Here is a 15,262-nt window from a genome sequence, read left to right as displayed (position 1 = left end):
AACTAGTAACTAAAAATGATTACACGTACTATCGATCGCAATTTTGCAAACATGCGCCTTGACCGTTTCCTCCGCAAGGCATTCCCCGAAGAATCGCTCTCGGTGTTCTTCGCTGTCATCCGCAAAAAGAAAGTCCGTGTAAACGGCGTTGTCGGCAAGGCAAACCAGATGCTCGTCGAAGGCGACGTGGTCAACATTTACGAGAACTTCAAGTCGGTAAGTGACGACGACCAAAAAGGGGAAAGCCTTCCCCTCGCTTCCGCCGCCGAAGCGGCTCCCGCTACCCCTTCGAGCGGGGACACCCCGCAACGCCCCGATGCAAAAAGCGCAACAGGATTTGCCAAGAACAAGTCCACCTGGGGCCGCCACCTCACAGGCGCCGAAAAGCAAGCACACTGGGGCGCTCACGAGCTCGACCTCGTCGTGCAAACCGAAGATTACGTGATTGTGAACAAGCCCTCGGGACTCGCAAGCCAGCCGGGCAGCGGCACGCGCCCAGGCGAAAGCCTCGTAGAATACCTCTGGGAATGGGGACGTAACGAAGGTCTCGATTTCAAGCCGACCATCGCCCACCGCCTCGATCAAGAAACTTCCGGCCTCATCATCGCCGCACTCCACGGCGACACGCTCCGTGACTTCACCCGCATGATTCGCGAACATGTCGTAGATAAATTCTACTTTGCACTCGTCAAAGGCAACCTCAAGAAAGACCGCGGCACCATCAGCGAATCGCTTTTGCGCACAGACAGCGCCAAGGGCAGCAAGATGCTCGTCAGCCAAGATGACGAAAATGCACAGAAGGCTATCACGCATTACCGCGTCAAGCAGCATTACGAAGGCTACGATCTCGTGAAAATCAAGCTCGAAACCGGTCGCATGCACCAGATTCGCGCCCACTTCGCAAGCATCGGGCATCCGCTTCTCGGCGATACGCGTTACGGCGACTTCGCGCTCAACCGCGAAGTCAAAAAGCTGTTCGGACTGAACCGCTTATTCTTGCACAGCTGCCGCTTGGAATTCGATTGGCAAGGCGAACATAAAGTTTTTGATTGCCCGCTCCCCAAGGAACTCCGTGACGTCATCAAGCAGCTCAAGCCGATGCGTTACGAGCGTCCTGAAAACAACTTCCAAAGAAGCAGACGATAAAAGAGCTAAGCACGCACTAGCGGGAAATCGAACTGAATCGAGCGCGGGGTCGCAAACTTGTCAAAAGTAATTTCGTAACAGAAGTTCTTTTTATCGACACCGCTAACGGTCCCGATTCCAAAAATCTTGTGAACCACACGATCGCCTACCGCAAATTCTGCCGTAGGCGCTTTCTTTACCGCGCCAAGACTCTCGTCTTCATCAAAATCGCCCATCAAGTCGCGATTGCGGTCCGCTTCCGCAATAAAAGCCCGTGCCGCCAAAAGCAAATCATCCGAGAATCCACGCGCCACATCGAGCTCGCCCATGTCCATTTCGAGCAAGAATCTCGACGGATAACGCGACCCGCTCTCGCCTGCCACGCCATCTTCGGCATCGCTCAGACATAGCACATTTTCGGCACGCGTGAAAGCCACATACGCAAGCCTGCGCTCTTCTTCGAGCTGAATCTTGTTCTGCACGCGCTTCACCGGGAAAAAGCCCTCGTTCAAGCCGCACACAAAAACATACGGGAATTCTAGGCCCTTCGCATTGTGGATTGTCATGAGCTGTACGCGATCCTTTTCCTGCGAATCTTCATCGGCATTCGTGAACAGCACGATGTTCTGCAAATACTCATCCAGCGATGCATCTTCTTCGTAGTAATTCTCAAATTCGAGAATCCCCTGCTTGAGTTCCGCGAGATTGTCCAAGCGGTCTTCATCGCCATCCAGGCGAAGCATTTCCTCGTACTTCGTCTCGCGAAGCATCTTCGAAAGCAATTCCGAAACGCGCATATCCTTATAACGCGAGCGGTACTTTTCAATCAGCTTCACGTATTCAACGACATTGCTTCTCGACAAGAATTCCTTGCAGTCAAAATCGATTTTCCGATGGTCATTACCGACCGACGAAAGTTCCGCCTGCGTCGTGACATCAGGCGCCACATCGTTCAAGCGCCCCGCCTCATACACAATTTCAAGCAGAGCCTCGTAAAGTCCGACCTTGCGCGTATCCGCAAACGCCTGCAAAATCGCCATTTTCTTCGGCCCGAACTGGCGCTTGGGCGTATTCACCGTCCGGATAAACGACAAATCATCGGCATACACGAGCATTCGCAAATAGCAAATGATATCCTTGATTTCCTTGCGCTGGTAAAAGCCAACCCCGCTATAGACCTTGTAAGGGATAGACTCCGACATCAGAGCCTCTTCGACAGAACGCGACTGCGAATGCATACGGTACAAGACCGCAATATCCTTGTAATGCACGCCGCCCGCGCCATTTTTCACGGAGTTTTGCACCGCATTCTGGATGCGCTCTACAATCCATTTCGCTTCTTCGCGAGTGTTCTTCGCATGGTAAAACACAGGCGTCTTGCCACCTGCACGAACCGGTTTCAAGACCTTTTCGATTCTATACTTGTTATTCTTGATAACCGCGTCCGGCACCTTCAAAATGCTCGGCGTCGAGCGGTAATTGTTCTGCAACAGGATTGTCTTCGTGCCTTTATGGAATTGGTCAAATTCCAAAATGCGATTGATATCGGCACCGCGCCAGCCATAAATCGTCTGGTCCGGATCGCCCACCACAAACAGGTTCTTGTGGTAGCTCGAAAGCAAATCCGCCAAGCGGTACTGTTGCCCGTCAATATCCTGGTATTCATCGACCATCACGTACATCATGCGCTTGCGCCACTTGTCGAGCTTTTCCGGAAAATTCTCCAAAATATATAGCGTCACCAGAATCAAATCGTCAAAATCGAGCGCGTAATTTTTCTTTTGCTCGTACAGATAGCGGTAATAAACCGCCATCCACTTGTCCGGAGCCTCGTCCGCAAGCTCCACCAGATGCTCGCGTTTCTCGTTTTCAACCGCCGGCGCATTCCCGGCAGCCGATACATTCTCCTCATCCGCCAAGTGTTCCGCAAACAGCGACACATACCCAATATCATTCGCCTTGCGGCCACCCACAAAATCAAGGACACTGCTAATTTTCAAATCCTTGAGCGAGAATCCCAAATCCGCATACGCCTTACGCAAAAGCGACTTTTGGTCGTCCTCGTCCAGAATCATAAATTCCTTCGGGTAATTCAGCACGTGGATTTCTTCGCGCAAGAACTGCACGCAAAAGCCGTGGAACGTCGAAATGTAGCCGCTATCGTCGCCACCCAGAATTGAGCGGATGCGCTTTTTCATTTCAGCAGCAGCCTTATTCGTGAACGTCACGCAGAGAATGTTCGCAGGCGAAATGCCCATTTCCTTCACGAGATACAGATAGCGGTGCGTGAGCGTCCGGGTCTTGCCTGACCCCGCCCCAGCTACCACACGTACATAGCCTTCGGTCGTCTCGACTGCCTCAAGTTGCTCCTTATCCAAGCGGGAACGCTCCCATTCGAGGGAGTTTTCAACATTTTCGCTTTTTTTCGGGCTTTTTTCCATACGCGAGCCGCCTTGTAGTGAACATCTGTTTTACTGCACAAAAAGTAATCTATTTATAGAAATCCGTCAAGTTTTACGCCATTTTAACCCCACCGTTCTATCTTGGAGTACCACCATAAACTTTTCCTAAGCTTTTTGTAAGATTCAAGGTATATTTAGAAGCGGAGCAATGATAAAACCACGTTTTTAAGCAAAGAGGAAAATATGTTTACGACACTTTCCAAAACTGTGGGTATCGTTATTATGTGTAGTACGGTGTCTTTGTTTGCGCAAGAGGATCCAATTGCAGTGATCCCCTCTTTTGATGACTATGAAACACCCGTGACTCAAGTCCCGAGTGGGTATATGCTTGTCCCGGCAGCGCCACAGGTTGCACCAGCTCAGGTCCAAGTCATCCCAAATACCGACAACCAGAAATTCTATCAGGACATGAACCAGCAAGTTCAAGTGAGCGAAAGGCCTGCTGTTGAACCACCTGTTGAGAAGAAAGAAAATATCGTCGAGCCACAAGCCGGCGAACCGTCCAAAAAGAACCGCTTACGGACAAATAAGACCATACAGAGTATGAACTTCTATTTGCCCATCGAATCGGAAACCTGGAAAATAAAGCCCCAGCGCTACGACTGGAGTTCTATAGGCTACCAGTTCAGCTGGACCCGCTACAAAACAGAAGAAAACAGCTATTCTTCTGTATTCGGACTCGGCATAGGCTTCTTAGTTGGAGACCTCAACAATGAATATTTTAGGGAAAAAATCGACTTGAAGGGCCTTGATTTCAATGTCAAGGTAGGCCTCGGCATGGCTCCAATATCGAACGACTTCATCGTTGCCTTCCACTTCATCTGCGGACTCGACCTGAAAGTTGTCGAAGGAGACATCGCCGTACAAATGAACAACTCATTTTCAAAGAAGTACACTCACGGAGCCGCATACGCTGACACATTCATCGGCGGTGACCTGATTCTCGGTTATCACATTTTCGACTCGTTGGGTGTAATTGCCGGTGTAGACATAACGACAAACGCATTTGGCATAGGAGTTTATTACACGGAAACCGAAAATGACTCCAATGCCCATAAAATGAACTACCTGTTCTCAGGAGTCAACATCACACCGCATATAGGATTGTTCTTCGTCTTTTAATTCATATCTATTCTCTCCTCCAAAAAACACTCCCTCCCCTGCACGTAAAAGTGCAGGGGTTTTCGTTTTTAAAAGGTTCTTTTTCTTCCTTTTTTTGTATATATTAAAAATCAGACAAATTTTTTGAAGAGGGAATCAATGATTATCGTCAACACAGACTTTATCAGCGGCAAGGAAATTGAAACCATCCAGCTCGTCAAGGGGAGCATCGTATTTTCAAAGAACGTTGTCCGAGACGTTTTCGCCGGGCTCAAGACTATTATCGGCGGGGAAATCAAAGGATATTCCGAGATGATGAGCGAAGCTCGCCAAGAAGCGACGGACCGCATGATTCGCGAAGCCACCATGATTGGCGCAGACGCCATCGTGAATGTCCGCTACGCCACAAGCTGCCTTATGGCAGGCGCAGCCGAAATTATTGCCTACGGAACGGCAGTCCGCTTCAAGAAATAGCCACTACAAATAGCGCTGGCATAAAAGGATTGCAAGCGCAGTCGCAAAAGCCATATAGGTAAACACAAAAACCACCGCCTTTTTACGACTGCCTTCCAAACGAATCTCAGGCAGTGTGCTCATAAAGCATATCTGCCACAAATCAAAAAGGATCCAAGCAATATTCACCGCGGCAAGACTCAAACCGACATGATGCGGAGCAATAATCGCAACAAGGGTCAAATAAATTTTAATGCTTCCCGAAACACTATTCGCAAGCAAGAAGTTATGCGCCCCGACAAATCCGCCCAAGCAAGCAACGACTGCCATTTGAGTCCGGTTGCGAGGTTTCAATTCACTAAAGTCCATTCGATCTCCCATATACACACTCGATGCCAAAGGTAAAAACTTTCTCTACATTCAAAAAATTTTATAGTTCTTACATTTTAAACACGGTGATTTAAATCACAAAACTTTCTATTTTTTAATTATGTCTAATTCATTACTTTTTGGAAAATTCGCTGCAGTCCTCCCCGCGGGCGGCCTCGGCAAGCGCATGGGCGGGACAATTCCCAAGCAATTGATGAATCTTGGCAACAAGCCTGTTTACCAATATAGCCTTGAAACATTCCTCAACATGGATGAAATCGCAGAAGTCGTTATTGCCGTCCCAGCCGATTGGAAAGACTACTTTGAAAAAGATATTTTTAGCCGTTTGAGTCCCGCATTTGGAACCGGATACGGGAATACTTTAAACAAACTAAGAATTGTCGTTGGCGGGAAAGAACGCTGGCAGTCCGTGCAAAACGGAGTGAACTCGCTCACTAGCGGCGCTGAATACGTGCTCGTCCACGATGTAGCACGCCCGTTCATCAGCGAAAAGATTATCCGCGACATTTGCGAAACGCTCGTCAACAAAGGGAGTTGCCTCGTCGCAAAGCCAGCCATCGACACCATCAAGATTGCAAGCGATGGCCGCGTCGAAAGTACAATTGACCGCAATAAGGTCTGGCTCGCACAGACTCCACAAGCGGCCCGCATCGATTTGCTCAAGAGCCTCTACGCCCGCATCGAAAAGGAACCGCTGAACTTCACGCCGACCGACGAAGCAAGCATCCTCGAATTCTTTGGCGAGCCCGTCTATATCGTCAAAGGCGAAGCGGCAAACGACAAACTTACCACGCCCGAAGATTTCGAGATCTTCACGAACAGGGCAAAATACATTTAATTTTTACGAGGTAAAATGAAATATTTCAGACTCCTTGGCATTCTAAGCGCCTGCGTTCTTATGACTTCATGCGCACAATCCCTTTCTGTATCCAAGAAAGAGACTTTCGAGCAAAAATCAGGCGTCATCGGCGTGTTCCGCCAGCCTGTTGGTTTCTGTAGCGGCGGATACCAGCAGCAAATCAAACTCGGCGGTGAAAAAATCATCGTCAAGCCCACTTGGACTAGCGAACAGGACAATCTCTTTTCGGCATATATCCAACCGGGAAAAGCAGATTTAGAGTCTTATAGATACTCTTGTGGCTTTACGGAAACAACACTTACCCTTGCTGAAAAACACGGCGTCGTCGTTCCGCAAAACGGTTTCTGCAAAATCGTCATTTCATTCCTCAATAACGATGAATTGTTCTCGAAAAACGAAGTCCTGCTATTCAACCAATTCAAAAAAGAAGAAGTAGCGGCTGAGTTCGACGATATTCCTTATTGCGAAACATATTAAGCAATTTATCAAGCTAATATTTTCTACATTTACGCCGAAAAATTAAGCAGGCATGGATTTTGCGGACCATCTAGGCAAAACGCCGAGACTTACGCAAGTTTCGTGCCACAAAGGGTAATAAAATGAAAGTTTCTTTGAATTGGCTTAGACGTCACGTTGACCTTCCGGAATCTGCGGAAGATGTCGCAAAGGCGCTCACCTCCATCGGTCTCGAAGTTGAAGGCATGGAAGAACCGGGCAAGGTCTATGACAAGTTGCTCGTTGCAAAGGTTCTCACTTGCGATCCGCACCCGGATAGCGATCACTTGCACATCACTACCGTGAACGACGGCACGAACACCATCCAGGTTGTTTGCGGAGCCCCGAACGTCGCTGCAGGCCAGACGGTTGTGCTCGCCCCGATTGGCGCAGAACTCCCGCTCCCTGATGGCACCAAGCTCAAGATGAAGAAATCCAAGATTCGCGGTGTCGAAAGCTTCGGCATGATTTGCGCCGAAGACGAAATCGGTCTTTCTGACGACCACGGTGGAATCATGGTTCTCGACGATTCCATCCCGGCAGGTACGCCGTTCGTAAGCCTCGGCATGTACGACGTCTGCTTCGAACTGAACGTCACGCCGAACCGCCCGGACGCTCTTAGCCACCGCGGTGTCGCACGCGAACTCGCCGCCAAGTTTAACCGTCCGCTCAAGCCGCTCGCTTACAACTTCAAGGAAGATTCCGAAGATGCAAGCGCCGCCATCAGCCTCGAAGTCGTTCCGGGCTGCGGCTGCTCCCGCTACGTGGGTCGCGTCATCAAGGACGTGAAGGTTGAAAAGTCTCCGGCATGGCTTGCAAAGCTTTTGCACGCTGTCGGCATGAACAGCATCAACAACGTCGTCGATATCACGAACTTCATCTTGATGGACGTCGGTCAGCCGCTCCACAGCTTTGACATGGACCAGCTCCACGGCAACAAGATCAAGGTCCGCCGCGCCGTGAAGGGCGAGCATATTGAAACGATCGACCACACCGCACACGAACTCATCGAAAACGACCTCGTGATTTGCGATGGTGACCGTCCGGCTTGCGTCGCTGGCGTGATGGGCGGAGTCGAATCCGAAATCGTCGACGCTACGAAGAACGTGTTCCTCGAAAGCGCCTGGTTCAACCCGACCGTTATCCGCAAGCAGGCCAAACGCCTCTGCATCTCTACGGACTCCAGCTACCGCTTCGAACGCGAAATTGACTTTGCTACGCAGGACGAATACAGCAAGTACGCTTGCGCCATGATCCAGGAAGTTGCTGGCGGCCGCATTCTCAAGGGTTCCGTCGAATACACCGGCGAAGACCACAAGAAGGAAAACAACCAGGTCACGCTCCGCGTCGCTCGCGCCGCCAAGGTCATCGGCATGGAAGTTTCCACCGAACAGATTGAAAAGTTCCTCACGGGTATCGCTCTCGAAGTCGTGAAGAAGGACGCCGAATCTCTCACGTTCAAGATTCCGAGTTTCCGCCCGGACCTCGAACGCGAAGTTGACCTCATCGAAGAAATCGCTCGCCTCATCGGCTTTGACAACATTCCGTACAGCTTGCCGAAGTTCACGATGCAGCCGAACGAACTCCCGGCTATCGAAGTTTTGAACCGCAAGATCCGCAAGACGCTTTCTGCCATGGGCCTCCACGAATGCTTGAGCCTCCGCTTCACGAGCAAGGCCCGCACCGAAGCCCTCTTTGGCCCCGAAAGCGATGACCGTCGCAGCAAGCCGGCTCTCCTCTTGAACCCGCTTTCCGAAGAACTCGGTGCTGTGCCGACGAGCCTCCTCCCGAACTTGCTCAAGGCCGTTGCCGAAAACGAAAAGAACCGTCCGGGTTCTGTTCGTCTGTTCGAAGTTGCCAAGGGCCAGTTCAAGCGCGCTCGCAAGGACGAACGCGATCCGGGCTTTGACGAATCCAACCTCGTCGCCCTTACCATCGCCGGTAACTTTGACGTGGATCCGCTCAACGACAAGCCGAAGCAGATTGATTTTGCCGCCTTCAAGGGCTTTGTCCAGAGTTTCTTCAAGCGTCTCGGCCTCGTCGTGGAATTCCGCGCCGCCGCAAAGCCGGAACTCTTCCTCCACCCGGGCAAGCAGGCTGAAATCGTCTGCAACGGCACGGTTCTTGGAACGATGGGCGAACTCCACCCGAACTGCCTCAAGGCTAACGAAATCAGCTACGAGACTTACGTGATGGAAGCCGATATGGACAAGATGGAACACGAAAGCCACAAGAAGATTGTGTTCCAGCCGTTCAGCCGCCAGGTGCCTTCGACCCGCGACATCTCTATCGAAGTTGCAAAGACGATGACTCACGAAGACGTGCTCGCCCGCATCAAGGCTCTCAACCCGAAGAACCTCGCGAAGATTACTCTCAAGAGCATCTACGAAGGCGAAAAGATTGAAGCCGGCAAGAAGAACATGGTTTACAGCCTCACCTACCAGGCTATGGACCGCACGCTCACGGACGACGAAGTCAACAAGGCTCACAACAAGCTTCGCGACAAGCTCGTTCAAAACGGCGACATCGTGCTTCGCTAATGCGGCATAGCCGCAGTAACTAGTTATTCGCTACTAGAAAAGTAAAAGGCCCGCGTTTAAGCGCGGGTCTTTTTGTTACATATAAATAAAATTAATTCCCGCAAAGCCGAGTATCACCGCTCCCACTCAAGATAAAAGTGGCAATCGAGGCATAGCAAAGGCCCTTCCCGACTTTTTCCATTTTGTCATCAATGTTCTTCCGGCTTTCTGGGCTAACGACTAACGTTGGATTATGGAAGCCTGCCGGAATTGTTTTCGGTAGCTCTGGAGTTTCATCGCGAAATTCATTTTCAGCAGGTTTAAAAATCAAGTACTGATCTTCAATTGTAGGGACATTATCCGTTTCAACTGCAGGTTTTAATGCAAGTTGCGCTGCGCAAAGTACGCTACCAGCAAGCACAGCAATAGCAATAGACTTTAATTGAACCATAAACACTCCCCTCAAGCGCGAGCCTAATTCAAGCCAAGCTGTTCGCGTACATTCTTGATAAATTCATATTCTTCGGGCGATATATTAGTCCTGTTGTAGTCTTCGTGCGAAGCATTCGCAATACGGACCATGCAGTTTATCACGAGAACCTTTGAATCACGGGACTGCGACTGAAGAGCCTTGACGCAAGCCTTAGTACGGTCGCTTGCCGACTTGTAGCTTGCATAAAGGTCGTTAAATTCATCCCAACTGGCGTTCGGAGTCACTTCGTCATGAATCTTGTCGAGTTCGGCACTTTCCGCTTCCGTTGCCGAAGTCGCCCCCGGCAAAAGCTGTTCATTCTCGTGGTTATGCGAAAGGCAGGCCGTCTGCCAGCACAAAATCAAAAGCGCCATATCAAAATTCATAAGTACCTCTGTTTGACTATTTACATTTATAAAGATACGAAAATTAAGCGCCGATGGCGTAGTCTTTAGTCAATAGCTATTAGTTACTAGAAACTCTTAACTAAAAAATCCTGATTACTTTACTATATTAAACAGCATGGCATACATCGCAATGGCGCGTAAGTGGCGCCCGCAATCATTCAGCGATATGGTCGGTCAGGAACATATCGCAAAGACTCTCGAGAACGCCATTCAGGGCGGTCGTCTCCATCATGCATTCCTTTTTACCGGCACCCGTGGTGTGGGCAAGACTACTAGCGCCCGCATCCTCGCCCGCACGCTCAACTGCAAGGGCTCTGACCCGCTGCACCCGTGTGGCGAGTGCGACAGCTGCAAGGATATCGCCGGTGGAAACCCGATGGACGTCTATGAAATAGATGCGGCCTCCAACACCAGCGTCGACAACATCCGCGATGTGATTGAACGTGTGCAGTACCCGCCCGTCATCGGCAAGTACAAGATCTTCATCATCGACGAAGTCCACATGCTCTCGACAGGCGCCTTCAACGCTCTTCTCAAGACGCTCGAAGAACCGCCGTCCCACGTGATTTTCATTTTTGCAACGACCGAAGTCAACAAGGTTCCGCAGACGATTTTGAGCCGTGTGCAGCGTTTTGACTTCAAGCGCCTGACCGTAGACCAGATCCGCAGCCGTCTCCGCTACATTTGCGAACAGGAAGGCATCAAGGCTACCGACGAAGCCCTCGACATCTTTGCCGAAAAGGCCGACGGTTCCATGCGTGACGGTCTCACCTACTTTGACCAGGCATACGCCTTTACCGGGAACGAGATGACCGCGGAATCAGTCCGCTCCGTCCTCGGCATCCCGCCTGTAGAACTTTTCTTCTCGCTCATCCAGTCCATCGAAAACCACGACATCAAGGGCTGCTTCCGCATGGTGGATGATGCTGTAAAAATCGGTATCGAGTTCATCCCGCTGCTCGACGGCTTTGGCAAGTTCCTCCGCAATTTGCTTTACGCCCGCCTCGACGCCTTCACACCAGATGCGCTCAACATCACCGAAGAGCTCTACACCAAGTACAAGAGCTGCGCACAAAGTCTTACGAACGGAGACATCCTCCGCATAAGCAAGATGCTTATCGACTTGCAGGGTACGCTCCGCTACAGCACGAACCCGCGCCTCCTCGTCGAGACGACTTTTGCCCGAATGGCTTGGCTCGACCGACTGGTCGATTTGCGAAAAGCTCTTGCAGCGATTAACGATCCTAAAAGCGCCGAAAACGACGCGGTAAAAAAAAAAGTAACTGAAGTCAGCGCCATGATAGACGCCCAGGAAGAAGTCCAGGCGTCTTATGACGACCCGTTTGCAGGCTACGATCAAGGTGGTGTGCAAGCATTTTCACGTTACGAAATTGCGGCCGCATGGCCTTCCATACTCTCCAACATCGCTAACGACGGCGACTACGTGTTCTCCGCCGCTATCGCAGGCACGACGCTTGAAACCGGCGACCCCGAGCAGAATCCGTTCCCGATTGCGCTCACCTACGCAGGCACAACCGAGAATGCCGAAAACTGGGGCTACCGCCAGATGACGGAGCATCCCGAATACGTCGAACGCGTGACACGCATTTTGGAAGACCGTCTGCAGACAAAAATTGCGCTTTCCATCCGCACGCGCGCCTTCACCGAGAGCGAACTTGCCGAACAGCGCGCCGCCAAGATGAGCCCGTACGAACTCGATTTGGAAAAGGAACCGGGGCTTGCGAAACTCCAGCAGATGTTTGCAACAGAACTCGTCTTCACCAAGAAACTCAAGAAAGCGGCCATCGTTTCACAATGCGATGAAGAAGATTGCGACGCATAGATTATCATGGCCCCTATCGGTCGCAAGCTCCCTCCAGGGTGACAATTAAAACGTCATCCTGGAACGAAACGTAGTGTAGTGATAGGATCCAACCAAATAAAAATTCTATAATTACGAATGGAAAACAGTCATCCTGACACGCAAGTGGAAGGATCCAATAACCTTTAATACACTCAAAAAGCGAGGATATATTCATGGACATGAGCAAGATGCTTAAGGACCTTCAGAAAATGCAGAGCAAGATGCTTAAGGCACAAAACGACCTCAAGGCACAGAGCTTTGACGCCGAAGCCGGTGGCGGAATGGTGAAGGTCGCCATGAACGGAAAGGGCGTACTCACAATGGTGAAGATCAATCCGGATGCCGTCGACAAGGACGATGTCGAAGCTCTCGAAGACCTCATTATGGCAGCCGTGAACTCCGCCGTCAAGAAGAAAGACGACGCCCAGCAGGCAAGCATTTCGGACATCACCGGTGGCATGAAAATCCCCGGTTTGATGTAATTTTGAGCAAAAAACGCTGATTTACGCAAATTAGGCTGCTATTCATCCCTACATTTGTGCACTTCATCAAAAACAGAAAAAAGCACCCTTATGAAAAGGGTGCTTTTTTTTTACATTTGGCTAGCTTAATATATTAGGAGAACGAATGTCAAGGAAATTTTTAGTCCTTTCCGCCCTTGCTTTAGGGCTGATTGTACCAGCCTCGGCAAAAACCTACACCCGAGATGAGGCGATCAAGACCGCCATGGAAAATTCTTCGGACATCAAGAGCGCCGAAGAAGATCTCGTTTCTGCAAATTCCCAAGTAGACGCTGGGTATGGTAACGCCTACCCGTCCATTGACCTTAGTGCCAATGTAACCCGTATTTTCGGGCTTGATGACGTCAAAAAAACATCAGCCCTTGCGGATGCCGCCAAAGATATGGCCGACAAAAAGGACGACGCCGGATACCCCAAAGCAAACGCTTTTGACCAAAACGTAATGGGTCCTGCCGTGGATGGGCTTATTTACGGCATGAAATCCCAAGGTTATCGCTGGCAGTCTAGCGTGGGCCTCACACTGACCCAGGTGCTCTACGCTGCAGGCAAGGTCGGTACAGCCATCGACATCGCCAAGGCATACAAGCACTTGCAAGAAGTCAACCTTGATAACACGAAGTCGAAAGTCCGTTACGAAGTTGATAACGCTTTTGACCAGCTCATTTACCTGGATTCTTCCATCGCCATTGTTGATGAAAGCATAAAAATCACTCAGGATAACCTTGATTTTGTGGAACAAGGAGTCAAGAGCGGACTTGCCACAGAACTGGACTTGGCAAGAGTCCAGCTCTCCATGGAAGCCCTCAAGGTCGACAGAAAAGCACTCGAAGACAAGCGCCTCCTTGCCAAGAACGCCCTTCTCAACACCATGGGTCTTGACTGGGACAACGACGTTCAATTCAACGGAGAACTCCGTAGCCCGGAATCCAACCTCCCGTACCCGGACACCTCCATGGCAAACGTCAAGCAACGTCGTAGAGAATTGGTGATGCTCCAAGCTACCGAAACGATGAAAGAAAAGAACATCGAAATCGAAGAAGGTGGCTACAAGCCGACAATCGCATTGGTTGGTGGTCTCAAGTACGCAAACAACCAAAACAAGATTACCGAATGGGACGCACCGAAATGGGACAAGCTCAATAAATACGTTTCTTTGAACTTGTCGATGAACCTTTTCAATGGCATGCAGACCAAGGAAGCAGTGGTCCAAGCTAAATCCAGCCTCCGCAGCACCCAGATCCAGAAGGAAACTGCAGAACGTGGCTTCCGCGTGCAAATCGAAAGCTGCGCACAGACACTCGCCTCCGCAGAACGCAATCTTGAAGTTTTGAAGAATAACATTGACCTGGCCCAGCGCATCTACGACATGACCGACGCGGCTTTCAGAAACGGCATGGAAACGCAGCTCAACCTGCTTACCGCCAACATGGACCTCCGCAAGGCAAAACTCAACTACTTGCAGGGGATTCTCAACTGGAACACCGCTTATAACGCATTGCTCCAAGCCACAGGTGAATACTAAGATTTAAGAGGAAGACAATCATGAAGACCATTACAAAATCAATCATTACTATTTCTGCCCTGTCGCTCCTCCTCGCTGGATGCGGCGACGCCAAGAAAGACGCCAAGTCCGAAAAGAAAGTTTCGACCATCGAAGAAATCCAGAAGGTCAATGGCAAGCCAGCCCGCGTCGTGAAGGCTGCTACAGTCAAGCTCACAGACGTCCGCGCCTTCAGTGGCACCATCGAAGGTAGCCAGCAGACGACAGCAACCGCCAAGCTCGGTGACCCGATTGCAAAGATCAACGTCCGCGTTGGTTCTCGAGTCAAGAAAGACCAAGTTCTCGCGGAATTCGTCTTTACGGGCGACAACACGGCTTACCAGCAAGCACAAGCCGCCATGGAATTGAACGAAAAGACCCTAGCCCGCACCAAGGAAGTGCAGGCTAAGGGCGGTGTTGCTCAGAGCACCGTCGATCAGCTCGAAACTCAGATTAGCATTTCCAAGATGCAGATGGAAACCGCACGCCGTGCAACGCTCGTGCTCGCTCCGTCTTCCGGTACCATTACCGAAGTCAAGCACAAGGTCGGCGAAGTCCCGGGTGTCGGTGGCGCCATGTTCACCATCGCAAACCTCGACAAGGTGATCCTTAAGCTCAACGTCACAAGTTCCGAAATCGGATTTTTCAAGAAAGGCGCCAAGGCGACAATCGAACTCAACGGCGAAAAGCTCCAAGGCGAAGTGAGCCTCATCCCGCTCGCCGCAAACCCGATAACCCGCTTCTTCCCGGTCGAAGTGACCTTCAAGAACAAGAACCGTAAGCTCCTCCCAGGCATGTACCTCACCACAAAGATTGACGCCCGTGAAGTTACAGGCGTTACCGTCCCTGTCGAAGCCATTGTCTATAGCAACGGCGTGAACTCGGTTTGGACAGTCGATAGCGAAGGCAAGGCCAAGCGCAAAATCGTGCAACTCGGAGTGCAAACCAAGACCGACATTCAAATCAAGGATGGCCTTAACGAAGGCGATGTCGTGATGGTCGAAGGCCAGAACCGCATGAACGATGGCGACAAGGTGCTGATCGTCGAATAATC

General features: G+C 50.6%; 14 protein-coding genes. 10 read left to right on the top strand and 4 right to left on the bottom strand.

The window, feature by feature from the left end; genetic code table 11:
• Positions 1-15 precede the first annotated feature (15 nt).
• Positions 16-1,146, top strand: a complete 1,131-nt coding sequence (locus B7982_RS04870; protein ID WP_088659780.1) for an RluA family pseudouridine synthase — start codon at positions 16-18, stop codon at positions 1,144-1,146.
• Positions 1,147-1,151: 5 nt separating this feature from the next.
• Here B7982_RS04870 and B7982_RS04865 read toward each other — a convergent pair whose 3' ends face one another.
• Positions 1,152-3,566 carry an ATP-dependent helicase gene (locus B7982_RS04865; RefSeq protein ID WP_088659779.1) on the bottom strand — a complete coding sequence of 805 codons (2,415 nt, stop codon included), beginning with the start codon at positions 3,564-3,566 and terminating at the stop codon, positions 1,152-1,154.
• A gap of 204 nt (positions 3,567-3,770) precedes the next feature.
• Between B7982_RS04865 and B7982_RS04860 the strand changes: the two genes are divergently transcribed.
• Both B7982_RS04860 and B7982_RS04855 read left to right on the top strand, forming a co-directional pair.
• Positions 3,771-4,709, top strand: coding sequence for a hypothetical protein (locus B7982_RS04860; protein WP_198953216.1), 939 nt, complete (start codon positions 3,771-3,773; stop codon positions 4,707-4,709).
• Between the two features lie 138 nt (positions 4,710-4,847).
• The gene (locus tag B7982_RS04855) at positions 4,848-5,162 is read left to right on the top strand and encodes a YbjQ family protein (RefSeq protein WP_012820120.1); all 315 of its coding nucleotides are present in this window, start codon (positions 4,848-4,850) and stop codon (positions 5,160-5,162) included.
• A 3-nt stretch (positions 5,163-5,165) separates the two neighbouring features.
• Here B7982_RS04855 and B7982_RS04850 read toward each other — a convergent pair whose 3' ends face one another.
• Positions 5,166-5,510: a hypothetical protein gene (locus tag B7982_RS04850; RefSeq protein ID WP_088660012.1), complete on the bottom strand. Its 345-nt coding sequence runs from the start codon at positions 5,508-5,510 to the stop codon at positions 5,166-5,168.
• A 121-nt stretch (positions 5,511-5,631) separates the two neighbouring features.
• Here B7982_RS04850 and ispD point away from each other — a divergent pair, with 121 nt between their 5' ends.
• The 3 genes from ispD (at position 5,632) to pheT (ending at position 9,425) form a co-directional block, all read left to right on the top strand.
• Positions 5,632-6,369: a 2-C-methyl-D-erythritol 4-phosphate cytidylyltransferase gene (gene ispD / locus B7982_RS04845; protein ID WP_088659778.1), complete on the top strand. Its 738-nt coding sequence runs from the start codon at positions 5,632-5,634 to the stop codon at positions 6,367-6,369.
• Positions 6,370-6,384: 15 nt separating this feature from the next.
• Positions 6,385-6,867 carry a hypothetical protein gene (locus B7982_RS04840; protein ID WP_072827234.1) on the top strand — a complete coding sequence of 161 codons (483 nt, stop codon included), beginning with the start codon at positions 6,385-6,387 and terminating at the stop codon, positions 6,865-6,867.
• A 122-nt stretch (positions 6,868-6,989) separates the two neighbouring features.
• A complete protein-coding gene (gene pheT / locus B7982_RS04835; RefSeq protein WP_088659777.1) occupies positions 6,990-9,425 on the top strand; it encodes a phenylalanine--tRNA ligase subunit beta in 2,436 nt (811 codons plus the stop codon).
• 91 nt (positions 9,426-9,516) lie between these two features.
• Here pheT and B7982_RS04830 read toward each other — a convergent pair whose 3' ends face one another.
• Entirely contained in the window at positions 9,517-9,855 is a 339-nt protein-coding gene (locus tag B7982_RS04830; protein ID WP_088659776.1) for a hypothetical protein, read from the bottom strand.
• Positions 9,856-9,878: 23 nt separating this feature from the next.
• Positions 9,879-10,262 carry a hypothetical protein gene (locus tag B7982_RS04825; RefSeq protein ID WP_088659775.1) on the bottom strand — a complete coding sequence of 128 codons (384 nt, stop codon included), beginning with the start codon at positions 10,260-10,262 and terminating at the stop codon, positions 9,879-9,881.
• A 136-nt stretch (positions 10,263-10,398) separates the two neighbouring features.
• Here B7982_RS04825 and dnaX point away from each other — a divergent pair, with 136 nt between their 5' ends.
• The 4 genes from dnaX to B7982_RS04805 all read left to right on the top strand — a co-directional run bounded on the left by dnaX (position 10,399) and on the right by B7982_RS04805 (position 15,260).
• Positions 10,399-12,126 carry a DNA polymerase III subunit gamma/tau gene (gene dnaX, locus B7982_RS04820; protein WP_088659774.1) on the top strand — a complete coding sequence of 576 codons (1,728 nt, stop codon included), beginning with the start codon at positions 10,399-10,401 and terminating at the stop codon, positions 12,124-12,126.
• 200 nt (positions 12,127-12,326) lie between these two features.
• Complete coding sequence (locus B7982_RS04815; protein WP_198953213.1) at positions 12,327-12,629, top strand: YbaB/EbfC family nucleoid-associated protein; 303 nt, start codon at positions 12,327-12,329, stop codon at positions 12,627-12,629.
• Positions 12,630-12,774: 145 nt separating this feature from the next.
• On the top strand, positions 12,775-14,190 hold the full coding sequence (locus B7982_RS04810) for a TolC family protein (RefSeq protein WP_088659773.1): 1,416 nt from the start codon (positions 12,775-12,777) through the stop codon (positions 14,188-14,190).
• A 20-nt stretch (positions 14,191-14,210) separates the two neighbouring features.
• Positions 14,211-15,260: an efflux RND transporter periplasmic adaptor subunit gene (locus tag B7982_RS04805; protein ID WP_088659772.1), complete on the top strand. Its 1,050-nt coding sequence runs from the start codon at positions 14,211-14,213 to the stop codon at positions 15,258-15,260.
• The last annotated feature ends 2 nt before the right edge of the window (positions 15,261-15,262 follow it).

The sequence above is a fragment of the Fibrobacter sp. UWB2 genome (genome assembly GCF_002210425.1).
GTDB lineage: Bacteria > Fibrobacterota > Fibrobacteria > Fibrobacterales > Fibrobacteraceae > Fibrobacter > Fibrobacter elongatus.
Note: the sequence above shows the minus strand (reverse complement) of the source record. Positions and strands in the feature narration are given on the sequence as shown.